General features: G+C 50.5%; 29 protein-coding genes. 2 read left to right on the top strand and 27 right to left on the bottom strand.

Features of this window, described 5'->3' with window-relative positions; genetic code table 11:
- Nucleotides 1-6 precede the first annotated feature (6 nt).
- The 17 genes from WC1_RS14745 to WC1_RS0122730 form a co-directional block, all read right to left on the bottom strand.
- On the bottom strand, nucleotides 7-702 hold the full coding sequence (locus WC1_RS14745) for a phage minor tail protein L (protein ID WP_016150043.1): 696 nt from the start codon (nucleotides 700-702) through the stop codon (nucleotides 7-9).
- Nucleotides 703-710: 8 nt separating this feature from the next.
- Nucleotides 711-1,043: a phage tail protein gene (locus WC1_RS14750; RefSeq protein ID WP_032947960.1), complete on the bottom strand. Its 333-nt coding sequence runs from the start codon at nucleotides 1,041-1,043 to the stop codon at nucleotides 711-713.
- A complete protein-coding gene (locus WC1_RS14755) occupies nucleotides 1,044-4,346 on the bottom strand; it encodes a phage tail tape measure protein (protein ID WP_016150041.1) in 3,303 nt (1,100 codons plus the stop codon). It abuts the gene before it with no gap.
- Nucleotides 4,347-4,593: 247 nt separating this feature from the next.
- Nucleotides 4,594-4,956 carry a hypothetical protein gene (locus WC1_RS14760; protein ID WP_016150040.1) on the bottom strand — a complete coding sequence of 121 codons (363 nt, stop codon included), beginning with the start codon at nucleotides 4,954-4,956 and terminating at the stop codon, nucleotides 4,594-4,596.
- A gap of 62 nt (nucleotides 4,957-5,018) precedes the next feature.
- Nucleotides 5,019-5,501 carry a hypothetical protein gene (locus WC1_RS14765; RefSeq protein ID WP_003832379.1) on the bottom strand — a complete coding sequence of 161 codons (483 nt, stop codon included), beginning with the start codon at nucleotides 5,499-5,501 and terminating at the stop codon, nucleotides 5,019-5,021.
- A 33-nt stretch (nucleotides 5,502-5,534) separates the two neighbouring features.
- Nucleotides 5,535-5,936, bottom strand: a complete 402-nt coding sequence (locus tag WC1_RS14770) for an HK97-gp10 family putative phage morphogenesis protein (protein WP_016150039.1) — start codon at nucleotides 5,934-5,936, stop codon at nucleotides 5,535-5,537.
- Nucleotides 5,933-6,322 carry a hypothetical protein gene (locus WC1_RS14775; RefSeq protein WP_016150038.1) on the bottom strand — a complete coding sequence of 130 codons (390 nt, stop codon included), beginning with the start codon at nucleotides 6,320-6,322 and terminating at the stop codon, nucleotides 5,933-5,935. The genes WC1_RS14770 and WC1_RS14775 overlap by 4 nt, the downstream gene beginning before the upstream one ends.
- Nucleotides 6,291-6,641: a phage head completion protein gene (locus tag WC1_RS14780; RefSeq protein ID WP_016150037.1), complete on the bottom strand. Its 351-nt coding sequence runs from the start codon at nucleotides 6,639-6,641 to the stop codon at nucleotides 6,291-6,293. Before WC1_RS14780 ends, WC1_RS14775 begins: the two co-directional genes overlap by 32 nt.
- Entirely contained in the window at nucleotides 6,638-6,955 is a 318-nt protein-coding gene (locus tag WC1_RS14785; RefSeq protein ID WP_016150036.1) for a head-tail connector protein, read from the bottom strand. Before WC1_RS14785 ends, WC1_RS14780 begins: the two co-directional genes overlap by 4 nt.
- On the bottom strand, nucleotides 6,936-7,313 hold the full coding sequence (locus tag WC1_RS14790) for a hypothetical protein (protein WP_016150035.1): 378 nt from the start codon (nucleotides 7,311-7,313) through the stop codon (nucleotides 6,936-6,938). Before WC1_RS14790 ends, WC1_RS14785 begins: the two co-directional genes overlap by 20 nt.
- Nucleotides 7,314-7,410: 97 nt before the next feature.
- On the bottom strand, nucleotides 7,411-8,697 hold the full coding sequence (locus WC1_RS14795) for a phage major capsid protein (RefSeq protein WP_016150034.1): 1,287 nt from the start codon (nucleotides 8,695-8,697) through the stop codon (nucleotides 7,411-7,413).
- 72 nt (nucleotides 8,698-8,769) lie between these two features.
- On the bottom strand, nucleotides 8,770-9,690 hold the full coding sequence (locus WC1_RS14800; protein WP_016150033.1) for a S49 family peptidase: 921 nt from the start codon (nucleotides 9,688-9,690) through the stop codon (nucleotides 8,770-8,772).
- A gap of 36 nt (nucleotides 9,691-9,726) precedes the next feature.
- A complete protein-coding gene (locus WC1_RS14805) occupies nucleotides 9,727-10,986 on the bottom strand; it encodes a phage portal protein (RefSeq protein WP_016150032.1) in 1,260 nt (419 codons plus the stop codon).
- Nucleotides 10,986-11,165 (bottom strand): hypothetical protein, encoded by a 180-nt coding sequence (locus WC1_RS14810; RefSeq protein WP_003832363.1) that lies wholly within the window; start codon nucleotides 11,163-11,165, stop codon nucleotides 10,986-10,988. Before WC1_RS14810 ends, WC1_RS14805 begins: the two co-directional genes overlap by 1 nt.
- Nucleotides 11,159-12,886, bottom strand: a complete 1,728-nt coding sequence (locus tag WC1_RS14815; protein WP_016150031.1) for a terminase large subunit — start codon at nucleotides 12,884-12,886, stop codon at nucleotides 11,159-11,161. Before WC1_RS14815 ends, WC1_RS14810 begins: the two co-directional genes overlap by 7 nt.
- Nucleotides 12,883-13,380, bottom strand: a complete 498-nt coding sequence (locus WC1_RS14820) for a phage terminase small subunit P27 family (protein ID WP_003832359.1) — start codon at nucleotides 13,378-13,380, stop codon at nucleotides 12,883-12,885. The genes WC1_RS14815 and WC1_RS14820 overlap by 4 nt, the downstream gene beginning before the upstream one ends.
- A gap of 317 nt (nucleotides 13,381-13,697) precedes the next feature.
- Nucleotides 13,698-14,060, bottom strand: coding sequence for an HNH endonuclease (locus WC1_RS0122730; RefSeq protein WP_032947956.1), 363 nt, complete (start codon nucleotides 14,058-14,060; stop codon nucleotides 13,698-13,700).
- Between the two features lie 279 nt (nucleotides 14,061-14,339).
- Between WC1_RS0122730 and WC1_RS14825 the strand changes: the two genes are divergently transcribed.
- Nucleotides 14,340-14,879, top strand: coding sequence for a cytochrome b (locus WC1_RS14825; RefSeq protein ID WP_016150029.1), 540 nt, complete (start codon nucleotides 14,340-14,342; stop codon nucleotides 14,877-14,879).
- Nucleotides 14,880-15,225: 346 nt separating this feature from the next.
- Here WC1_RS14825 and WC1_RS23520 read toward each other — a convergent pair whose 3' ends face one another.
- The 7 genes from WC1_RS23520 to WC1_RS23510 form a co-directional block, all read right to left on the bottom strand.
- The gene (locus tag WC1_RS23520) at nucleotides 15,226-15,399 is read right to left on the bottom strand and encodes a GnsA/GnsB family addiction module toxin (RefSeq protein WP_016150028.1); all 174 of its coding nucleotides are present in this window, start codon (nucleotides 15,397-15,399) and stop codon (nucleotides 15,226-15,228) included.
- Between the two features lie 203 nt (nucleotides 15,400-15,602).
- Nucleotides 15,603-15,833, bottom strand: coding sequence for a hypothetical protein (locus WC1_RS0122720; protein ID WP_032938624.1), 231 nt, complete (start codon nucleotides 15,831-15,833; stop codon nucleotides 15,603-15,605).
- 73 nt (nucleotides 15,834-15,906) lie between these two features.
- Nucleotides 15,907-16,095 carry a cold shock small protein YmcF gene (locus tag WC1_RS23515; RefSeq protein ID WP_072211990.1) on the bottom strand — a complete coding sequence of 63 codons (189 nt, stop codon included), beginning with the start codon at nucleotides 16,093-16,095 and terminating at the stop codon, nucleotides 15,907-15,909.
- A gap of 10 nt (nucleotides 16,096-16,105) precedes the next feature.
- Nucleotides 16,106-16,318 (bottom strand): transcription antiterminator/RNA stability regulator CspE, encoded by a 213-nt coding sequence (locus WC1_RS14835; protein ID WP_016150027.1) that lies wholly within the window; start codon nucleotides 16,316-16,318, stop codon nucleotides 16,106-16,108.
- A gap of 392 nt (nucleotides 16,319-16,710) precedes the next feature.
- Nucleotides 16,711-17,223 (bottom strand): DUF2514 domain-containing protein, encoded by a 513-nt coding sequence (locus WC1_RS0122715; RefSeq protein ID WP_032947952.1) that lies wholly within the window; start codon nucleotides 17,221-17,223, stop codon nucleotides 16,711-16,713.
- Entirely contained in the window at nucleotides 17,223-17,768 is a 546-nt protein-coding gene (locus tag WC1_RS14840) for a lysozyme (RefSeq protein WP_016150025.1), read from the bottom strand. Before WC1_RS14840 ends, WC1_RS0122715 begins: the two co-directional genes overlap by 1 nt.
- The gene (locus tag WC1_RS23510) at nucleotides 17,740-18,018 is read right to left on the bottom strand and encodes a phage holin (protein WP_016150024.1); all 279 of its coding nucleotides are present in this window, start codon (nucleotides 18,016-18,018) and stop codon (nucleotides 17,740-17,742) included. The genes WC1_RS14840 and WC1_RS23510 overlap by 29 nt, the downstream gene beginning before the upstream one ends.
- A 343-nt stretch (nucleotides 18,019-18,361) precedes the next feature.
- On the opposite strand from WC1_RS23510, the gene uspF reads away from it, so the two are divergent.
- A complete protein-coding gene (gene uspF, locus WC1_RS14845) occupies nucleotides 18,362-18,796 on the top strand; it encodes a universal stress protein UspF (RefSeq protein WP_016150023.1) in 435 nt (144 codons plus the stop codon).
- A 985-nt stretch (nucleotides 18,797-19,781) separates the two neighbouring features.
- Here the strand turns inward: uspF and WC1_RS14855 are convergent.
- Genes WC1_RS14855 through WC1_RS23505 form a run of 3 tightly spaced genes read right to left on the bottom strand, consistent with a single transcriptional unit; the run spans nucleotide 19,782 to nucleotide 21,053 of the window.
- Nucleotides 19,782-20,396, bottom strand: a complete 615-nt coding sequence (locus WC1_RS14855) for a hypothetical protein (RefSeq protein WP_016150021.1) — start codon at nucleotides 20,394-20,396, stop codon at nucleotides 19,782-19,784.
- Complete coding sequence (locus tag WC1_RS14860; RefSeq protein WP_016150020.1) at nucleotides 20,393-20,752, bottom strand: RusA family crossover junction endodeoxyribonuclease; 360 nt, start codon at nucleotides 20,750-20,752, stop codon at nucleotides 20,393-20,395. Before WC1_RS14860 ends, WC1_RS14855 begins: the two co-directional genes overlap by 4 nt.
- Nucleotides 20,745-21,053: a Ref family recombination enhancement nuclease gene (locus WC1_RS23505; RefSeq protein ID WP_016150019.1), complete on the bottom strand. Its 309-nt coding sequence runs from the start codon at nucleotides 21,051-21,053 to the stop codon at nucleotides 20,745-20,747. Before WC1_RS23505 ends, WC1_RS14860 begins: the two co-directional genes overlap by 8 nt.
- Between the last annotated feature and the right edge of the window lie 39 nt (nucleotides 21,054-21,092).

Below are 21,092 nucleotides of genomic sequence, written 5' to 3'. Positions count from 1 at the left end.
TATCCATCAGGAAAGACGGTTAATGGAGAGGAAACAGCCAATGCGCGGCAGGTTATTACGCAGCTCGCAGCCAGTACGGCATTTACTGCAGGCATCTTTTGCCGGGTCTGCCGTGGGTTTGTCAAACTCATCCGCCACAGGCGGACCGGCATAGCCACACTCATCAGAACGGTAGGTCCAGCTGCAGACATCAGCCAGCATGATCCGCGCCGGAAACACGCTGCCGTCCGTTTCGGTCGGTGTGGCCAGCACAAAAGTCGCCGTGGTGGCTTTCAGTTCGGATAACTGTTCTACCTTCCAGCGACTGACCACTTCCTGTTCCGGATCGGCCTCCGGGTTGCCGCCTGTAAAGTTCACCGCATCGAGAAAACGGGCGTATACAACATGCCTTACCACCGTGGCACCGACGAGGCTCTGCATATCTGCCGCAAGTCCCGTAACCATGCCAAACAGGTTCGACACTGCCAGCGTCGGGCGGGCGGAAGTTCCTTTCCCCACCAGGTCGAATCCGGTTCCCTGTATCGGGTAAACCTCATACTTCCGGCCCTGCCAGGTGACCGGCTCGCCCTTCTCGTTCGCTTCATTTGAAAAGTAGTAACGCTGGCCACCAAAGGCCGTCAGGTCGATTTCCCACAAATTAATGCGGGCAGACTGCCCGGTTTTCGTGGTTTCGTTGAGGGTGTTCTGAGGAATATCCTGCATAAGGATCCTTAAGCAATAACCTGCTCAAATTTACAGCTGAAATCAGAATACGTGACGTTGTCCGTAACAGACCATTCCCGGCAGACAACTTTAATCGTGCGGTTGTATTTTGGCGGTCGCCACAGAAAGGCTTTATATCCCCCGTGCTCGACCAGAAACGCTTCAAGTGCGGTGCGGGAATTGTCCGACGTGATACGGAAAACAGGCTGGAAGTTAATTAACTGATGGTTGAGTCCGGTCGGGCGACGTTGCTCATAGCCATCCCCAAATTTAATAGTTGTCACCGAAGGGGAAACAGACGACTGCATCCCCTCCCTGGGTGCCCAATGAAAGGTTTTCACTTATCCTCCCGCCAGCATGCCGCCATCGCGGCCCTGAGTTCTCAGGATGCTCATGACACGCGTATCGATCATCTTAACCAGCATCTGTGATGCCTGCGGCCCTATCTCCCCGTTTTGCCCGTCATTCTGAATGGCAATGTGATACACAGGTGAATAAGCAATCCCCCCATTCATACCACCACCAGAGGAACCCGGGTCACCCAGCGCCCTGACACCCAGCGTACCGTCAGTCGTTTTCGCCAGAGGCATAATGGCTTCCGGACCAGCTTCACCAAACACGCCTGCTCCCTTTGCAAAAGCAAACAGGGTCGGGCTGTCATAGATACCGTTGCTGTAGGCACTTAATGAGGGCGAATCATAGACACCGCCTTTCGCATTAAAGCTAAAACTGCTGCCAAAACTGCTGATGGCCGTGCCAGTACTCGCGGTAGCTGCGCCGCCAAAAAGACTGCCGCCGATACCCGTAATGGATTTCAGAATTGTGTTGGTAATCAGCGCCTGCGCCGCCATATCGACAAGGTTTTTAATCACCGACTGAGTCAGGGAGGCAAATAACCCAATCATCCCGTCCCGGAGTGTCTGGGTGTTTACCAGCATGCCCGTCAGCATGTTGGAGGAACGCTCCTGGGTGGTCTCTAACATGCCAATAGCGAGGCTGTTCAGGTTTCCCTGCGACTTATACAGCTCAACCGCTGTCTGGTACTGCGCATCCGCAGAATCCTTGTCAGCCTTTTGCTTTAGCAGTTCGTACTGCTCTTTGTTGATCGCATCGTTCTGGTAAAAAGCCTGCAGCAGTGACTGACGTTCAGTCAGCTGATTACGCAATTCAACAAGAGGATCAACCGTGCCGGCGATATCAATCAGAGGGGCAGACATTGCCGCTGCCTGTGCCTGTAACAGTTCGCGGGCCGTACTTTGCGCCAGCGTAATTCTGGCCGTCTGGTATTCCTTTTCATCCAGAAGACGGGCATTCAGGAGTGATTTCAGCTCCTGACTCGCTTCGCGCTCTTTCGTCAGAGAGGCTCTGACCGGCGCATACTGTTCTGCCAGTTCGAGGCGCTGTTTCTGATAATTTTCAGCATTCAGCAGCAGCGTCTTCTGAATATCAGCTTCACTGGCTCCGTCCGCGCGGGCGGCTTCAAGGAGTTTTCTGGCGCTTTCCTGCTCCTGCAGGTTGATACGTCCGAGACTTGAGGCATGCGCCGCTTCAATTTCACGCCGCAGTTGCTCATACTGGTTAACCTTCGCCTTTTGCCCCTTACCAGTATCCCCGCCTTCCCCGGTCCAGGGGGTATCGGGTTTATCGCTCCCTGTTTCATTCCCCGGTTTATCCGGCTTAGGTGTGGGATCAGTTTTCCCTGATTTAGCCTGTTCTATGGCCTCTTTGACAATTTTTTGCCGCTCCTTGAGGAGTTTTAACCCTTGTTCAACGGCATCCAGATCCCCTTTGTAGCGGGTTTTATCGTTCTTTACGCCTTTAAGCTGTCCGAACGGGTCGAAGCCGCTCAACCCATCAATACGACTGTCCGCATCCTGAATTTCTTTAATCAGTTTATTTCGCTGAATAACCTGATTCTCAAACTGTTCATCAATGTCCAGTTGCTTCACGTTGAGCTGGTTAAGCGACAGTTTTTTAAGTTCTTCATTCGTTTCAACGACAGCATTTTTCAGGTCAATCGCTGACTGACGGGCATTCTTTGCCTGATTATGGAAATAGAGCAGCGCCGAACCGGCCAGCATCGCTGCGCCCACAGGACCGCCCACCAGTGCCAGCGCCCCTCTGGCCATACCTACCGCTGCAGAGGCTGCGCGGGCTGAAACGGAAAGCTGTTTATTGGCTGCATTCAGCTGGCTCTTTGCCTGGGTGGAGAGCAGTGTCTGCTCGGTTTCCTGCCGGATTAAGCGGTTAAATTCGCTCTGATAGCTGACATTCAGATTATGAAGTCTTGCTGACTTCTCCATTTCCCGATAACGCCCGAATTCTGCGTTATTCTGTGCCAGCGTGGCGGCGGTACTTTCCAGCGTTTTTCGCGCCATTTCGGCCTGCGCCATCGCGCTGGCCCTGACTGCCTGCTGCTGCTCAACCCAGGCACCGATGTTCCCCCTGATACCTGCCGTCAGTTTTGTCGCCAGAACAGGAATCAGCGTATACAGCGCAACGTTGGCTACTGTATTGAAATTATCCGTCAGGCCATTAATGGCATCGGTAACGGTCTGAACACCACTGCGCAGCGGGCCGTTTCCGCTCTGTCCCACCTTAATAATCAGACCTTCAAAAGCTGAAGTCAGGCTGAGGAGATCGCCGTTGAGATTATTTACCCTGATTTCAGCCTGCTCATGCGCGGTCTGCGTACCGGTCAGGGCGGCGGTCAGCGACTCCACCTTTTCGCGGTTCTGCACAAGGATGGATGCCGCGCTGAGGTTTTCCACCCCGAACAGCTTCACGGCCTGCTTTGTTGACAGGTTTTTCCCGGCCAGGTTCTCCAGCGCCTGACTCAGCCCGACAACAGAAGGCTTCAGGGTTTTATCGGTTCCCTTCTCCAGATTCAGGATCACGTTACGCAGCGCAGTCCCGGCCTCGCCGCCTTTCACCTCGCGCTCCGCCAGTACCTGTATGGCGGCATTGAGGGTTTCAAAACCCACGCCAGCCTGTGCCGCTGCCACCCCGCCATTTTTAATCGCAGCAGCCGTGTCGGCTATCTCCGACGAACCAAATTTCGCGCCGGCAGCCAGCACGTTGATATACCGGTCGGCTTCACTGGCTCCCGCGCCAAACTGGTTTAATGACAGGGCCAGCGTTCGGGTGGCATCCGGAAGCGTGGTACCAGCGGCCTGGGCCAGCGTTAACGCGCTTTTGGTCGCCGCCGTCAGCCCCGCAGAGGTACTCAGCAGTTCAGGCTTTGCCGAAGCCATCAGCTTAATGGCCTCAGCGGCCTGTGATGCGCTGTATTCCGTTGTGCGGCCCATTTCCTGCGCCGCCTGATCGTACAGTTTCATCTGCGCACTGGTGGCACCAGTGATGGCCTGCAAATCCGACAACGACTGGCTGTAGTGCCGCGTGGTGCTGATAATAGTGCCCAGCGATAATCCCGCCCCGGCAAAACCTGCCAGCCTGCCAGCCAGCCCCGATACCGAAGCGGAAACACGCTTATAGGCATCCTCCGTCTTTTTCGCATCAGCCTGGGCATTGCGGTTAAACTGGCGTGACTGACTCTCAGCGCTGCCGTAGGCGCTCATCAGCTGCGATTTAAAGTTCGCTGCATTCAGATGCAGCCCAACGGCAAGAGAGGCAACGTCACCCATTACATTAATACCTTCATGACTGCCGCACACTGCGCATCCAGACTCTGGTTCGCTGCTGCGGGTGATTTAACAGGGGGCGGGTTATTGTCAGAACCTTCTGGCGAAGGCTTTTTGAAAATGCCCTGTTTGAGGAAAAAAGCACGCCAGTGGAAAAGCGTGTCAGCCGGAAGCGTCGCAATTTTTGACGGGTCAGGCTCGCCCCAGCGGTCGGCCAGCCAGAAAATCAGCTCCAGCCAGGGCGAGTCACTCAGTTTTTTTCGGCGGTTTCCAGCTTACCGATGGCGTGTTTTTTCACTTTGTCGATGGCATCCAGAAGCACAACGTTATCGTGTGCCGCCAGCAACTCCTTCGCCGTGGGTTTGTCTTTGGCTTTAATTGGCGAGCCGTCAGGCTGAACCAGGCTGTCGATAACAATCTGTACGCTCAGCTCAGACGCCATGCGGGCATTGCCAGAGGTCTGCGCCTCGATGAGTGCATCTTCATGATCAATAAGCTCAGCCGCCGTCAGCCGACGCAGGTAAACCTTTGTACCGAAGATTTCAGTTTCAGTCGGCGTGGATTTCGTTTTGAGCAGTGCATTTTTCAGTGCGGAGAGGCTAAATTCAGACATGGTGTATCCTGTTTTTCAGACGAAAAAGAACCGCCCGGAGGCGGTGTGTAACGGGAAACGGATTACGCGCCGGCATCTGGCGCCGGGGCGGCGATCCCCCATTTAATGTTGTTTTGCTTACCCTGCACCGTAATCTGGATAACTTCACTGGCAGGGGCGGTGATTTCGTTCATCTGCCAGCCTGAAAGCGCAAGGATCATTGAAGCCGTTCGTTTGTTCGGCAGCTCAATATAAAACTGAACGGTCTTACGCTGTTCTGCAGCATTGAGGAACGCGGTGAAATCTTCGTTTTCCGGGTCGTCAATGAATCCCAGCGATTTCTCCGGCCCTTCCGGCAGGTCTGACACCGACTGCTTACTCTTGTCCAGCAGGGTGGTACAGTCGACAAATCCTCCCGTCTGACCTGTCGCGCCCAGTGCCTTACAGTTAATCAGGGGTTTGAGCGCCGCCACAGCGGCCCCCACCTCGCCGAACTTCACCACCGTCCCGGCAGGAAGCATTGCGTACTCAGGGGATGATTTTGGCGTGTTATTTTCATCAGCCATAATGATTCTCTCTTAAATAGTGGGCAGCGGTTGCTACCTGTTCTGAATGCCATTGCGGATTTCTACGGTCAGAATGCGCAGAACCTGCCGGACGTTGTAATCCAGTGCCGGACGGATGAACGGATCGGCAACCTGTTTAACCGTACCGAACTCCTGGGCCAGCGCTTTCATGTAATGCTTCTTGCTGGGGCCAACCCGAAGGGTGACCACCGTATTTCCGCGACCTTTCCGCGTGGATGCGCGAATTTTGATGGAATCACGCATATGCTCTGCAGAGGACGCATCATCGAAGCCGGCATGTTGTTTCATGTCTTCTTCAACCACTTTAAGCGCCTCACGCCCCGCGTCACGTAACACCTTCGTGCCGACCTTTTCACCGAGTGCGATAAGCTGCCGCTCCAGCTCGTCCAGCCCTTTTACATCCATAGTGATCATGGTGAGGTGTCCCGGTAGTGAAAGGTGAAATCCCGGACGAGCCGGTACTGAATATTGCCGCTGGTCAGTACCGATTTACTCTGCTGTATTCCACCCCGGACCACATTCTGCACGGGAAAGCCCTCCAGCTGGCCATGCACGATAGCGGTCCATTCCACGCTGATTTTCTTATCCAGCTGTAACAGGCGGGTGTAGTCATTAAGCAGATGAATCGCTATCTGGAAGCGGCCCGCAATCAGACCTGTGCGCAACAGTCCGGCGTACAGCTCCGGATCGGAAATACACTGGTAAGTAATCCCCTCCTGCAGCTCATCAGGCAGGAGCAGAGGATAAACATCCAGCCCGGTCAGGCGTTCAAGTGCTGTCTTTAATGCCAGCTCGATCATGACGTGCGTCTGCCTCCCCTGTGATGATGATGCGGTCCGCAAGACGTTCGACGTTACGAACGGTATAAACCCGGTCAGACGTCGTTATTTTCCAGTCGATATCAATATTCAGGTTCGGATGAGTGGTAAAAAGACACGTTTCAACAACCTGCTGTTGATCCAGTGTGCGGACCTTTCTGCCCGATACCAGCTCGCGCTTCGCCCAGGCTTTCCCGATCGCGACCAGTTGTTCCGGCAGATGTTCGCCCAGCGGCCCCCGGCCGGATTGCATATACCCAATCGAAAGACGGCAGGTCATTTCTTCCGGCTTCAGGCTCATACCGTGTTCTCCTGCAACGGGAAAAGAAGGTGCCGGACCGCAGCCGTCTCCAGCCACTGACCAGTGAAACCATTCAGATACGCATCCCCGACCAGATACTGCATGGCCAGCTGGATATCTTCATCCGCCACAAAACCGCGTACCCCTTCCGGCAGCGCCTGCAGTTCGTCATCGCTTCCCACCAGTTTGCAGTAGTAGTCACGCTCAATATTCTTCTGCGCTGCCGCCACCATTTTAGTGAGCATGTCGTCATGCTCCGTGAAATCCGGCTCCAGACGGAGCTGGGTTTTCACATCATCCAATGTCAGTATCATGGTCATCGGCTCCCTTGCGGGGACTCAGCACCTTTTCCGCATCTTCTGGCCATACCGCAATATGGCGTTCAACCAGTTTCTCTGCGTACTGAGCATCAAAACAGGCCGTATCACCGCGTGAATAACGATGATAGGGTCCCAGGAAAAAAACCGCTTTCCGCGCCACTTCTGCTCCCGTCAGGCCCGTGGCCCCGTTTGTTTCACTTCCGGTCAGATCAACACCTGTATCACCTGAAACCGCTGCAGTATTCTGACCGCCATCCCCGTCCACTGTATTTTCCGGCGTCAGTTCATCCGGCTTTTTCACATCACCGGCTGCAGCCGCCGCTGCCGCTGCTTTTGCCGCTTTCGTCGTCATCGTTTTGCTCCTGAAAAGAAAAAACCCGCTGCTGCGGGCCTGGGGAATTACGTGCTTTTACGCTGTGCGACCGGGGTCGCACAGAGTGCAGGACCGGTTAAAACAGCACTTTTGTCCCGAGAACAAGACCTTCCGGATGACGGAAGCCGATATCGTGCTCCGTCACCACGCGGATCAACGACTGGTTACGGGAGAACGCGGAAACCAGATTGCCATCCCCGTCCTGGTAGGAGGCTTCCTGCGAGAACGACACCTTCATGTTGCCGTCTTCACCGATAACCACATCATTAAAGTCAGCGAAGTAAATTTCCGACTCTTTGCCTGCGTCACCGAGGTTTGCCGGGATAGCGCTGGTACGCTGAATCTGAAATCCCTTCAGGATCCCCTGCGCCATTTCCGGGTAGACCTTGTTACCGTTACCGTCGCGCAGACCGAACAGTTTCATGTAGGTACGGTTCGACATACCCCAGCCGCAGCTGATCATGTTGCTGTTGCCGTCCATAGCCATCAGGATGATGCTGTCGAGATAGGTATCAATCGTCTGCAGATTAACCTCTGCAGCAGCTTCCCACGGCAGCAGGCGGTTCCATTGGGTTGCCCGCGCTTTCATACCGACAGGCGTATCACCGGTACCGTCATCGCGCATAAAGGCTTTATCTTCACGAACAGAAATCGCGGTCAGAATATCCTGCAGGACCAGCTGCTCTACGTTGTAGCCAGCACGACCAATCAGCTGGTTGGAGATTGGCACCATCGCAATCATAGTTTTCGCAGTGAGTTTCACATCATCAAAGCGGGCTTCTGATACTTTCGCATCCTTGCCTTCCCCGGTGTAGCTCGCCGTCGCACCACCGGCCAGACGCGGCAGCGCCATATTGCCGTTCGGCAGCGGAATGGAGCGCGCGCCCAGCTTACGAACGATAGTGCGATCGCGCAGCAGTTCGATCACCTCGCTGTGCAGGTTTTGCGGAATAAGAACGCCACCTGACGCGGCGGCAGTGTTGATGGCCATCGAGACAGACTGGTCATTCAGTTCTTCAGCTGCAAATTTTGCAGCGTCCTGGACGTTACCCTGTGCTGCCGCAATCGACATCACCAGACGGGTCATGCCTGCGCCGGTATATTGCTTTGGCTCTGCCTTAATGCTGATACCAGGAGCCTGCTGTGTGGCTTTAATCGGTTTGGCGACAAGCGCTGCAGCACGTTCAGCCGCTTCCAGACGCTCAATCTTGGCGCTGATATCCGTGAACTGCTGCTGCAGGCTGGCAAATTCGGTTAACTGCTCCGCTGTCAGCGTTCCACCAGTAGTTTCAATCGTGGCCAGGGCCTGTACCTGTTCATTAATACCCGCACGCTGACGACGTAATTCTTCAATCTGTGGCATAGTTTTCTCTCTTTTTTGCATAAAAAAAGCAGCCAACAGGCTGCTTTCTGGTAATGACGCGTTAGCGCCGGGTTACATTCTGGTTTGCAGGTCCATCGCGGCGGCCTGCAACTTTATGGAAGTGGTTCGTTGAGGTTGTTTGTACTTTGCTGCAATGGCATTAATCGCAGACTGAGGATCCGAAACTTCATCGGCAAGACCAGCAGAAATGGAATCAGCGCCGAAATAGATTCCGGCCTGCGTGTTAATCACCGTCTGAGTGGCAAGATTCCGGTATTCCGCTACAGAGGTAATAAACGTCTCGTACATCTCGTCAATCATCCTCTGGAACATTCCCCGAGCGTCTTCACTCAGTGGCTCATGTTGTGTACCGTTATTTTTATTATCTCCCCGAAAAATCGTGGTGAATGTTAACCCCATTTGCTCTTCCATCCTGGAAGTATCCAGGTGTTCCATGATCACTCCAATCGAGCCGACTCCACTGGTCTGGCTGACTACTATTTTGCTGCAGGCCGAAGCGATAAAGTAAGCCGCAGAATAGGCGCTGTAGTTCACAATTGCAGTAATAGGCTTAGTTTGACGTGACTGGAAAATATAATCGGCCAGTTCCTTGCATCCAACCGCCGCACCACCACCAGAATTTATATCCAGCACAATTTCACTGATGGAAGGGTCATTTAATGCAGCATGCACCTGGCTACGTATGCGCTCATAGCTGGTAAGTTCAGAACACATTGCAGTAATTTGCCCACGACGCGGAACCAGAATGCCGTGAACAGGAATAACTGCCATTCCACCAGCTGGTTGAACCAAATCTGGCGCCTGATTGTTATCAGGATCCTGCGTCATGTGAATTCCAGCCTCTTCTGATAATCCCTGAATACGGGGAACCAGCACAGCTTTTACAGAATCCATTGTCTGTCGTGTCACGTAATGTGGAACACCAAAGACCATAGCCGCCAGGTGCGGCAGATTAATTAAATTTTTTGTCATGATGTTTACCAGGTCAGCCCGCACTGCGGGTGATATTCAGTTTCTGGACAGAATAGAGTTGATTTCTGCCAGTTGTTTTGCTGTTGGCGTGTTATCGCCAGGTAAGATTTGTTTACTGTCGACCATATTCAGAGGCGTCAGGTATTTGTCCCCTCCAGCGATGGGCGGAAGGTTCTCCATGCGGCGAATGTCGTTAACCGATAACCAGCCCCACTGGCGGCCTAGTGCATAAGATTCATAGCGTGACTTCTGATCCCCGCGCAGCAGGCCAGAAACATTGAATTCAATGTACAGATCACCGCGCTCGCTGGGTAAAAGCAGATCGCGCATTAATGCGCCTTCATGACGCTTCAGCCAGGCCAACAGCGTGTACATCACAAACTGCAGCCCCTGGTGCTCAATGTTGTTATTCGTGGCTTTCGCCAGCATCTGCACCATATGAGGCGGGATTTTATAGAGTCGGCACACTTCTTCCACGCCCCACTGACGGGACTGCAACAGCTGCGCTTTCTCATTGTCCTGAGATAACTGCTTGTAGCTCATCCCTTCCTGAAGCAATGCAACAGAGAAGGCGTTTCTGACGCCGGAATATCTGTCCGTCCACTTTGCCAGCAGGCGGTCGATAGCATCCTGGCTTTTGATCGTCGGAGCGTCTTTTGGACGCTCAATAACGCCGCTCATCGTTGTACCACGGCGAAAGACCTGAGAAGCATGCTCTTCCACGGCGAGGTTTAGCCCAAGAACATCCGCGTTCGTCTGGATTGGGGAACTGCCGATATAGCCATCCAGTGAGAAGACCTTCACATGATGCATCATGCGCATTGGCAACGTTTCGCCAATTTCGGGTAGTTCATAATATGGCATCCCATCCGGGCATTTCAGGACAATGACCTTTTTGGGATTAACCGGGATTAATTCGCGGGGATAACCTTTCCCGTCCCTGTCGATGATCGAGTAGCAATTCCCCTCCAGACCAAGCAGGCCCTGCTGCTGTTCAAAGTATTCAAATGAAGTGTCTTTTTTGTTGGGCTGGGAATGAATCAGATCATAAACAGGGTGGTCAGTCGCCCGTTCACGGCCTCCGTTAGCGCCTCGCCTGTAAAGTTCACACGGCAGCTGCGCCACCGATTCTGCCAGAAGCGTTACACATGCCCGGACCGCCGATAACGCCATTGCGGTTTCAGAAGTGATAATGATCCCCGCCTTGCTCTGGCTGGAACTCACACCACCCAGCATCGCCTGCCAGAAACTACCACCAGACTGAGATTTACCCCGAAACATCTGGGGAATGAACATTATTCACCCCCTGATTTAATTACGCTGGCAGACATTGATTTCGCGATTAAAAATGACCACAGCAGGCAGATTGAACCGCCGGTAATAAGCCCGGCTGCAGGTGAAATAAGCCAGGCACCGGCAGACAGTAACGCGGCTCCGGCGAGGCCGATAAAAAAACTTAAAAACGTCATTAGCATGCTACATCTTCCTCGTCGTAAACGGATGAATTACTCGCCCGGCTATTCAACATTGCCCGTCCGATTGCCATAATCAGCGAAACTGCGCCATCGATTTTGTTTTCGTTCTGCTCTTTGATGGGTTTAACCACATCGTCATTACCGGGCAAATACTTCCCGACGACGTTGCTGATACACCAGCTCATAATCGGGTTCCCGTCGTGATGAAAGCGGCCTGACTCAATGGCGGCTTCCAGCTCCTTCGTCGGATCAGACATATTGGTGTAGTTCTGAACGATAGTGATCGGATTAAGGCTTTCATCAGCCAGATCATGTGAAAGCCCCGTCGCGCCGAACGGGTCAATCGGTGACTCACTGACTGGGTTGAGCTTGTTTGCCGCCTTGGCCTCTTCAAGGATGTAGCGGTAATCAACTTCAGCGCCATCAGTAACTGTAAGCAGTCCCATTTCAACCCATTTCTGAAATCGCTCCGCAGTACGACGATCTTCGTTCTTTTCAACGCTGAATACTGCGTCGTAGGGAACCCAGAAGCGGGGAGCAACGCTGTAGTAATGTGTCTTGCCGTCAATTTCCCTGGTGAACAACCGCGCCATACTGTTCATATCCAGCTTGCGCGCCAGGTCGAAAGACAGAACACATGGCTGTCCTTCGAATTGCTCCAGCGTAAGTGTCTTATCCTCACAGTTCTGCCAGGAAACCAGGTTGTAGAAAGCGGCACGGGCTGCAACCCAGATGTTGAGGTGTTTAGTTTTAAATACACCAGCCTGGCGGGCGTTATTAATAGCTCTCTGTTGCTGGCTGAGGAGAAAGTCACGATAGACCGATACGCCCATATTCGGGTTAGCTTTTTCCAGCACTTTAGGATCGGTCCAGTCATCCCCCTCGTCGACGGTGTATATCACGCCGAACAATTCCTCATTCGGTACTGTGCCGTTCAGCATCTCAATCACTTCACGCCGTTTGTCGTAGCATGGACCCTCAATGTTGTAACCCGCCGTCGTGATCGCCCACATTAGCGGTTGTCGCCGCGCCCCCATACCCGTCAGCATAGTGGTGTAGAGCGAATCTGTGGGATGTTCGTGATACTCGTCAACAATCGCACAGTGCGGTGAAGCGCCGTCCCCAGGGTTACCAATCAGCGGCTCAAAACGCGCGCCATCTTCTGGCCGGTTCAGGTTGGACGCATTAACTTCAATCCCGAACGCTTCCACCAGCAGCGGGGTGCGCTTACACATCAGACGAGCTGGTCTGAATACTTCCCACGCCTGTTTTTCAGTTGTGGCCCCGGAATATACTTCAGCGCCAAACTCGTTATCACAGGTAAAACAGTACAGCGCCACACCTGCCGAAATAGCTGATTTCCCATTTTTACGCGGTATCTCCGTGTAAACCTCGCGAAATCGTCGAAGCTTCGACCCTTTCTGGACCCAGCCAAAGGCGCAGCACACAATAAACAGTTGCCATGCCTCCAGAGTGATCGGCATCCGCTTGAATGCCCACTCTCCTTTTGTATGTGGCAACAACTGGATAAATTTCGCGGCCTTTTCTGCCATGTCTTTATCGAAGCGGTAACGAAATTTCTTACTCTTTTCAGCCGCCATGTCATCGATATGACGCTGGCAGGCCTGAATGACAAACTGGCACGCCGGAATTTTCCCCCGCACAACGTTGCGGGCGTATTGATTCGCGGCGTTTACGTTGGGGTACGATTTCCGGCTCATGAGTTGATCATCTTCAGGAATGGGTTAGAGGTTTTCTTCTGTCCGGCAAGGCCGATTAGGCGTTGTCGACTGCTTGGATCAAGGCCAAGCATGGAGCCGGTAGAGCTCATCTCCGATTCCTGCTCTTTCTTTGCGGTTAGCTCAGGGTTTTTTATCTTCCCCCCCATAGCACCAGTGATAGTCAGCCCTTCTCTGGCGATATTTTTAACCGCCCTGCGCCAGAACTCATATGCAACACACCAGCGCTCAAGTACGGCAAGATCGGTAACACACAGTAATCCCTGTCCACATAATTCTTTCGTGGTCAGTTCCCACATGACGGCCGCCATTGGCAGACCATCATCCTCAGAAAACCAGTCAGGTGGTGCCACACCTTTAATCGGTGTGAATACAGGTTCCTCTTTATTCAGGGCTCGTTTGCCGGGGTTCCCTGCCAGCTCCTTGCGCGCCGTTGGCTTGGGGCGACGCCCAGAACGCCCCGCCGTTCCAGCCATAAGCGACACTCCTGGTTAAATTTCATTTTTCGCGGGTATAAAAATACGAGGAAGCGGGCAGTCCTGAAAGGCGAAAGGGGTCAGGGATTTGATCCCCCCTCCCCCTGGCCTGTGTGGGCATCAATCAAGATGGAAATCATCATTCAGGTTGCACCGACGACCGCTGCTCGCATTGTGCGGACAGGCATTAGAGTTATGCCCTGACTGCCCACAATAGCTGCAGCGCAGGTTGGCGCGGCGGGATGAACCACCCCATGTTTTGGGACAGTTCGCGTATGTATGAAGCCGTGAACCGCAGTACGTGCAATAGGTATAACTCATCGGATACGCTCTCTTGCTGTCTTAGCTCTGTGGCATTCCCAGCACAACGACTCAAGATTGGAATCGTCATCAGTACCGCCATGAGCTTTTGGGATGATGTGGTCAACGCTGGTCGCTTTCTTGGCTATCTTCTGCCGGCGATGATTCTGACACAGGTATTGATCACGCTGTAGGATACGCGCCCGTATGATTTCCCAGGACCGACCGTACCCTCGATCCTGCCTGCTCTTTCCTGCCTGGTAGTTACGCCAGCCATCACCGGCATGCTGCTGCATGTGTTGTTCACAATACCCGCTGGCATCGTTGGTGATTGCCGCACATCCCTTGTGTCGGCATGGGCGTTTAGCGCGTGGTGGCATCGTCATCGTCCTGTTTGTTAGAAACAAATTGTGTTGTACTCGGATAGATAAACGGAAACGGCAAATAGCGGAGAATATTCATAAATAGCGAGAATATGCACGGTCGCCGCCCCGTAACAACCCGGATTACCAGAAAAGCCCCAAAAAAAATGAGAATGATTATCAAAACATTCACATACGGTCAATGGAATAACAGATTCTTAATCTCTCAACGAAAATAAGGATTTGTTAAGTTTCATACTTTATGGTCGATGCAACACACCCTTTGAGGAAACAATAATGATGAAATTCTCAAAACTTCAGATTCGCTTACACTGGCTGACTCTGATGTTAATAGCGATAACCTATGCAGCTATGGAGCTACGCGGCTGGTTTCCTAAAGGCAGCAACACCTACCTGCTCATGAAAGAAACACATTACAATGCCGGGGTATTTGTCTGGTTTTTAATGATAATACGATTAATTATTAAACATAAGTATCATGACCCAGCCATCATTCCCCCCTCACCAGCCTGGCAGATGATGGCGGCTAAAATAATGCATATCCTGCTGTACATTTCTTTTTTGGCTCTACCATTATTAGGTATTGCAATTATGGCTTACGGTGGAAAGGACTGGAGTTTCTTAGGTTTTAACGTTGTATCGTTCGTTACTCCTGACGAGGAAACAAAATCACTTATCAAAGATATTCACGAAACACTGGCAAACATCGGATATTTTTTAATCGCAGCGCATGCTGGTGCAGCGTTATTTCATCACTACGTCCAGAAAGATAACACTCTTTTGAGGATGATCCCTGATTGTAACGATAAGAAATAAATACAAATTTTAATGTTTAACATTACAGCAAGCGCTCAGTGAATGCCTGCTGTAATGCATGCTCAGTCAAGTTGAAGCACACTGTGTTCTTCTGGATCAGAGAATACAACCAACCCAGTGTATTCGGGGATAGTGTTACCGTCATAAGCATCAAATGCTGACATGGTTGCGTGAAAAATCAAAAATGCTCCAAATCCCGCGCCGCCGGGAGGACACGTTAAAAGGTAACCAGAAAATCTATAATTAGAAGTGAAGGCTTTGACAACGTTCAAAGTTTTATGACAGAAATAAAAAAGCATTACCTTTTAAGATAATGCTTTTTCACTCAAACTGAGTCTTTTAACAATTAGATTAAAGTAATTTTAATATCATAGCTTTCAAGCCCAGTCATTTTTTCACGAGCAGTAAACTGGATGTCGGAAACTTCTTTTCCTGTCTTTTTTTTGAGTTCCATAATTTTTTTGGTGATAAATTCAGAAATATCTGTTTCAGTTTTTCTTTTTAATTCTTCGATGTTCATTGTTTACCTCTCTTGATCTCTAACGTATCAACGCCAGGCATGGTACATTGCCCTGGAGCAATTTTATAAGCGCTGACATGTTTAAAAGATAGAATGGAAATACTCAATTATCAAGAGGTTGCAGTATAATTTTTATGCAATAGAGCTCGCAAACCCACAAACCACTGTACTAAAATCTGGGTCGATCACGAAACAACCAGGTCTCATTTCAAAAGCTTCGATGCAGCCTCGAGAATCTCTTCGGAAGTCACATCACGATCAGAAGCCACATAAACTATTTTATGGTCTCCAGTCAGAGATGGAAATCCCGCAGACATCACGGATAGATGAGCTTTTTCTCCATTGGGATACTCACGCATTATCGTCGTAATCCCCTTCATTACAGATACAACTACTGCCGGTTCCGAGTTAAAAAAAACAATTACTTTTTTCATAATTATACCGTGATGGCTCTTACATAAATGAGCGGTTAAGCATACAAAAAAGGCTCCATAAGGAGCCTGAAATTTATTTTCTGAAATCTAACGAAGTCTGACCAGAACGAATGTACAGTGCAATATTATCAAATGTAATCATTGTTGATTTGCAAAAAATACATTTTGCTCCGAAAGGATTTTTTTCAGTAACATCAAAATTTGACGTTCGGTACTGAGATCCGTGGCAACACGGGCATCTGAAGTGAATATTATTAGTAATAACAGTTACCTTATACAGCCACGACATTAACTGCCGTAGGGCCTTTAGGTCCCTGTTCAACACTAAATTCAACTTCCTGATTCTCATTCAGCGTCTTGAAATCATGACTCTGGATAGCAGAGAAGTGAACAAACACATCTTTACTACCATCTTTTGGAGTGATAAAACCAAAACCTTTTTCAGGATTAAACCATTTAACTAAACCAGTCATTTTATTAGACATAAACATTACCTTTATTGAGTAAGCCCTTGGGCAGAATGGTCCGAAAAAAAATTATCAGAGAGAAAAGCTAACAAGGAAATCTCAACAGGAACAAGGAATAAAATTATTACAGCGACTGCTTCAGATAAATTCGTTACAAACCAGACATTCATTAACGCATGATTAACCAGACATAGCAAGGTTTAGTTTTGTAAGTAAATCTCAGCGGGTTTGACCATAAAAATTAATTTAAATAGCTTAAATCGAAAGTTATGTCATGCTGCGTAAGACCTTTATCTATCACCCTAAGTTGTCAGGGATTTTGACTCAAGGAAGAGTCGTATTTCCCTCATAGTAAAAATTTACAAAGTTATCCACGAAAACCGTCAACTTCTTAATTTATAGATCTATTATTATTCTCTACGGTTCATTGTTTGTATTTTTACGGACTCATAAATCCGCTCACATGTCATTCCTGCCCGGTAGTTTTCATCAGCGCGCTCAGCATAGTATCGAGCTTCTTCTGCAAGGCTTCCGAGCATGTCGGCAAGCACAGAGGCGTCGGCTCCGGCTGTTTTGCTTCTGACGGCAACGGCAAGATTTGCGGTGTGCTTTGCGGCGTCCAGGCGGGTGGCAAGCTTTGTTGCTTCGGTGCGCAACTGGCTAACAGTGGCAGACAGGCCAGCAGCAGTGGCAGCAGATTTAGCGGCTTGTGCTTGTGCATCTTTTACAGCCTCATCACGGGCAATTATGCGCCCTTGTTCAATCATGCGGGCTGCGGTCTGTGCATTCGCTGTTTGCGATGATTCCATGCTGTCACGCTCGGCCCACTTCTTTTCCCAACCGCGGCTGCTCCATACACTACCTGCGATGAATGCGACGGCCACCAGCAGCGAAATAACAATGAACTGATAGCGCAGACTCACTAGTCTATCCCCCAGCACGTCAGCGCGCTTTCCTGGTCGCGCCGTTCTACCTGACCATAGCAGCCATTTTTCTGGCCTTTGGTCAGGCGACAATCGCGGCCGCCGTCTTTAATCCACCAGCGGATCGCTTCACAGGCACCTCTACGGTCACCAGCATTTATTCGCTTATAGAACGTAGATGGGAAACATTTTCCGGGGCCGACGTTATATGGGCAGAAAGACGCGATCCCGGCTTTCTGTGGTTCGGTCAGCGGTACTTTGATATTTCGCTCAACCCACGCCAGCGCTTTGTCGCGCTCTATGGCGTTCACCTGGGCGCATTTCTCAGCAGACAGCTTCATGCCCTGAACTACTGGCTTACCATCAACCATCGTGGCGCCACGGCAAATCGTCCAGAACCCTCCGCCATCGCGATACGCCGTCAGACTGTTACCCTCTTTCTCATCCAAAAACTGATCGAGAATCGCGGGCGCGGAAACCCCAGCAAGAATCAAACCAACGACCGCTGCGCTCAGTTTATTCTTCAGCTTTGGTGGTATAGCCATTGCGCCGATCCTCCCGTTCTTTCCAGCGGAAATACCAGTTCACTGCACAGGTGATAACTGTGCATGCGATACCGACAATAATTGCCCAGTCGCTAAGGCTTAATCCTGCAATTCTGTCGGCCAACATCCAGGACACCTCTTTTGCTGTTTTTGCTGTTTCGGCATATGCCTTCGCTGATACACCGCAGCCGGTCAGCGTGGTACCTGTTCCATATGAAAGTCTGCTGTAAATGGTGCTCATTCTGGTCATAGCCTCACCTCCGATTTTTCGGATGGCGCAAGTGTGATGAAAGGGTCAGGCTTCACGGGCCGGATTTATCAACAAAGCACGTAGCGGATGATTCCCGTGAGCCTGAAATGATAAAGGCCGCCATGCGGCAGCCTCGAAATAAGTTCGGTTGTTTACAGCTCTGGACGTTAGTGGGGCTTCAAGCAATTTTGATTCTTAAACAATATGTCCCCCGGATTCATTAGATATGAATGCACAAATAGTATGAAGGTGCCAATTCGCAAGTTCTGCCCGCCAGGACACATTTTTTTATGTCCCGGATACTAAACTTGTGGGCGAACAAAAAACGAACAGGAGGGCTAAAATGTACAACTCTATTTTAGTACCAATTGATATTTCTGAAACTGACTTAACACGGCAGGTTATCCCCTATGTGCAGGCTCATTCTGTATTGAATACTGCAAGGGTACATTTTTTAACGGTGGTACCTACACTACCTTACTACTCATCATTGGGACTGGCATATTCAGCCGAAATGCCAAAATTAAAAGACTTTCAGCACGCAGCGCTATTAAAGCTGAATGAGATCGTAAAGCAATTCAAAATACCTGCGGAGAAAATACAAACACATGCTGTGTCCGGGGCACCTAAAGATCAAATACTTAATCTTGCTAAAGCGATCGATGCTGACTTAATCATTATTGCCTCACATCGTCCAGATATTACAACCTACCTCTTAGGGTCGAATGCAGCTGCAGTTGTTCGACACGCCTCTTGCCCTGTACTGGTAGTTCGATAAGAAAGCTCGCGCTTAACTGATGTTCATGTGCTAGCGCATTATTTGATCGTAAAGAAAAAGGCCCATTCTATTGAGTGGGCCAAAAAAGAAGCATTTTGCACTACTGAAGTGTTAACACGATGCCGGGTGCCTCCCGGTGGACCTTTGGCTGACAAACCATGATCCATGAGCACTTTGCATATCACTCCCTGACATTGTTTACTGTCAATTTCACCCCTCCGCTTAGGGGGATTCACCACGACTTGGAAGATAATATGCCCCTCCTGCCCTGACAACATACGCGGATTACATTTCAGAATCAGTTATTTAAGGTCTATCTGATCGACGATATGACAGGGGTACTGGTGCAATGCACCTCGCGAATACCCCTGTCGTATCGCCGGAAAGCAAAAACCCCGCGCTGGCAGGGTTCTCGTTATATTCAAATTGTTCGCTTTTCGTCGCTGCCATCGTGGCGCAGCTCTGCCAAGCATGAATTAATTATTCACTTTGTTGGCCCGTTTTCAAACGCTTTTACAACACAAAGCACTTATAGCTAATTCCCATCAACGTTTTGTACAAATATCATTCAACAAATGAGATGTTCGTTACAAAACGATCGTTTTGGACGATCGATAAATGAAAATTGATCTGTAATACCAATTTTAATTGTGTGGTTATCGCACGTAGACTCAGGGCCAAACCTAATAAATGGAATTATCATGAGCCTTTATCACTACTTGGCCATATATATCGCGGGCTTCATCGCAATGTTTGCTTTGTTAGTTCGTGGGGATCGAGTACACGGCCTCGAGTTTGACCTGGCTGATACGTTGATAACCTCCTTTCTGTGGCCCTTCTACTCTGTGGCTATTATCTGTATTGAGATTTATGAGCGGTTTAAACAGAATCGTCACTAATAACCTTTTACCCCGGATACTAACCGGGGTTTTTGTTTCGCATTACAGACTCATCAGCCTCCCGGTCAGTTCCTCTTTTGGTATGACTAAACATCCTCTAATCCGGCTCTCATCTGGTTACGAACCGCAAGGAATGTTTTTGCTCTGAATATTTCCAGGCACCATCGCACGCGCTTTCTCGCCTCCCCGTCGGTTAACCATGGCGCAATCGCCTGCAGTTCGCGGGTTATGTCTGAGATTTTTTTTCGGGTGGTGTAATACTGAAGACCAACGATATAAACCGGATCATTTATATCCATTGCCTGCAGTACGCACTGCTCAACAAAATCGACATCATCATTATGCAGGGCTTCGTCAATTACACTGGCAGGTAACTGCGGCCAGAGAATGCTATGTGCCCTGTTCATCGCCTGCTGTCCACGGAATCCCTCTTCACGAGCCTGGTTCAACGCTACAGTGAAGCGCTCTAACGCCTTATCTGACCAGTTCCGTCCCTTAAGCACATTCCAGCACGCGTGGCTCCGCGGCATACGGGGTGCAGTTTTTCCTCCCATACCTTCGCCCCATGTAGTGAGCAGGGATTTAATCCATCCGGACTGGAGCCCTGTCAGGAGAATGCATTTACCCAGCCAGCTTTTACGCGGTGCAACTGCTGCTTTTTCAAATGCTGACTGCTGTTGTCTGCGTTGGCGCGGCGTCATTCTTCTAGCTCCTCAATAATTATTCTCCCGGTTTCTCCCCATAATTTTGATACCCGTGCATCCCATATATGAGCATCATTTTCGTAAATGGCATCCATCAGGGCTTTCATCATATTGTCAAAATCAGGTTTAGCCTGGTGTGGTTTACCATTGAACTCAGTCCGTTTCTTATTGCTCCAGCTCGCTGGCATCGGAAGAATGAAGGTGACATGCGAACCGCTCTCCGGCAGCTCAACACCCTGCAGACGAACTTCATCACAGAAAGTCCGGTAGCGCAGAACCTCGGGGCGCTTTTTCCATTTGTCAGCGCGCGTCATTCTGGGCTTGCCGACGGGCGTGATTTTATATTCAGGCATGAGTCTGTTCCCCCAGCTCGCAGAGAACCTGCACCAGCAACTTTGTTTCAGTACCGAAATTGTTTTCCCAGGACTGGCGGCCAGCATGAATGGCTATGCCGTATCCGCCCTGGCGGTGATGGATTGGGCAAAGAGGAATAACTTTGAAATTGTCAGCGCGCTGGCCAACTCCCTGACCAGTTCGGATGTGATGTATCTCTGCAGGAGTTTCCCCCAGCTTCATGTTTTTGCAGACAATACAGCCAATCCCGGCTACGCGGGAAAGATGAAGTTTTTCGGCTTTGGTCTTTGATCTGCTCATGCTGCACCACCAGCACAAACAGCGACACCGTTCACGAAG

Origin of the sequence: Citrobacter sp. KTE30, assembly GCF_000398825.1 — a bacterium.
GTDB classification, from domain to species: Bacteria; Pseudomonadota; Gammaproteobacteria; order Enterobacterales; family Enterobacteriaceae; genus Citrobacter; species Citrobacter freundii.
Note: the sequence above shows the minus strand (reverse complement) of the source record. Positions and strands in the feature narration are given on the sequence as shown.

Bases quoted from the DNA above. Each gene is read 5' to 3' on its own strand.
- WC1_RS14745 (WP_016150043.1), bottom strand. From the start codon at position 702: ATGCAGGATATTCCTCAGAACACCCTCAACGAAACCACGAAAACCGGG.
- WC1_RS14755 (WP_016150041.1), bottom strand. From the start codon at position 4,346: ATGGGTGACGTTGCCTCTCTTGCCGTTGGGCTGCATCTGAATGCAGCG.
- WC1_RS14760 (WP_016150040.1), bottom strand. From the start codon at position 4,956: ATGTCTGAATTTAGCCTCTCCGCACTGAAAAATGCACTGCTCAAAACG.
- WC1_RS14765 (WP_003832379.1), bottom strand. From the start codon at position 5,501: ATGGCTGATGAAAATAACACGCCAAAATCATCCCCTGAGTACGCAATG.
- WC1_RS14770 (WP_016150039.1), bottom strand. From the start codon at position 5,936: ATGATCACTATGGATGTAAAAGGGCTGGACGAGCTGGAGCGGCAGCTT.
- WC1_RS14775 (WP_016150038.1), bottom strand. From the start codon at position 6,322: ATGATCGAGCTGGCATTAAAGACAGCACTTGAACGCCTGACCGGGCTG.
- WC1_RS14780 (WP_016150037.1), bottom strand. From the start codon at position 6,641: ATGAGCCTGAAGCCGGAAGAAATGACCTGCCGTCTTTCGATTGGGTAT.
- WC1_RS14785 (WP_016150036.1), bottom strand. From the start codon at position 6,955: ATGATACTGACATTGGATGATGTGAAAACCCAGCTCCGTCTGGAGCCG.
- WC1_RS14790 (WP_016150035.1), bottom strand. From the start codon at position 7,313: ATGACGACGAAAGCGGCAAAAGCAGCGGCAGCGGCGGCTGCAGCCGGT.
- WC1_RS14795 (WP_016150034.1), bottom strand. From the start codon at position 8,697: ATGCCACAGATTGAAGAATTACGTCGTCAGCGTGCGGGTATTAATGAA.
- WC1_RS14800 (WP_016150033.1), bottom strand. From the start codon at position 9,690: ATGACAAAAAATTTAATTAATCTGCCGCACCTGGCGGCTATGGTCTTT.
- WC1_RS14805 (WP_016150032.1), bottom strand. From the start codon at position 10,986: ATGTTCATTCCCCAGATGTTTCGGGGTAAATCTCAGTCTGGTGGTAGT.
- WC1_RS14810 (WP_003832363.1), bottom strand. From the start codon at position 11,165: ATGCTAATGACGTTTTTAAGTTTTTTTATCGGCCTCGCCGGAGCCGCG.
- WC1_RS14815 (WP_016150031.1), bottom strand. From the start codon at position 12,886: ATGAGCCGGAAATCGTACCCCAACGTAAACGCCGCGAATCAATACGCC.
- WC1_RS14820 (WP_003832359.1), bottom strand. From the start codon at position 13,380: ATGGCTGGAACGGCGGGGCGTTCTGGGCGTCGCCCCAAGCCAACGGCG.
- WC1_RS0122730 (WP_032947956.1), bottom strand. From the start codon at position 14,060: ATGCCACCACGCGCTAAACGCCCATGCCGACACAAGGGATGTGCGGCA.
- WC1_RS14825 (WP_016150029.1), top strand. From the start codon at position 14,340: ATGATGAAATTCTCAAAACTTCAGATTCGCTTACACTGGCTGACTCTG.
- WC1_RS23520 (WP_016150028.1), bottom strand. From the start codon at position 15,399: ATGAACATCGAAGAATTAAAAAGAAAAACTGAAACAGATATTTCTGAA.
- WC1_RS0122720 (WP_032938624.1), bottom strand. From the start codon at position 15,833: ATGAAAAAAGTAATTGTTTTTTTTAACTCGGAACCGGCAGTAGTTGTA.
- WC1_RS14835 (WP_016150027.1), bottom strand. From the start codon at position 16,318: ATGTCTAATAAAATGACTGGTTTAGTTAAATGGTTTAATCCTGAAAAA.
- WC1_RS14840 (WP_016150025.1), bottom strand. From the start codon at position 17,768: ATGGCTATACCACCAAAGCTGAAGAATAAACTGAGCGCAGCGGTCGTT.
- WC1_RS23510 (WP_016150024.1), bottom strand. From the start codon at position 18,018: ATGACCAGAATGAGCACCATTTACAGCAGACTTTCATATGGAACAGGT.
- uspF (WP_016150023.1), top strand. From the start codon at position 18,362: ATGTACAACTCTATTTTAGTACCAATTGATATTTCTGAAACTGACTTA.
- WC1_RS14855 (WP_016150021.1), bottom strand. From the start codon at position 20,396: ATGACGCCGCGCCAACGCAGACAACAGCAGTCAGCATTTGAAAAAGCA.
- WC1_RS14860 (WP_016150020.1), bottom strand. From the start codon at position 20,752: ATGCCTGAATATAAAATCACGCCCGTCGGCAAGCCCAGAATGACGCGC.
- WC1_RS23505 (WP_016150019.1), bottom strand. From the start codon at position 21,053: ATGAGCAGATCAAAGACCAAAGCCGAAAAACTTCATCTTTCCCGCGTA.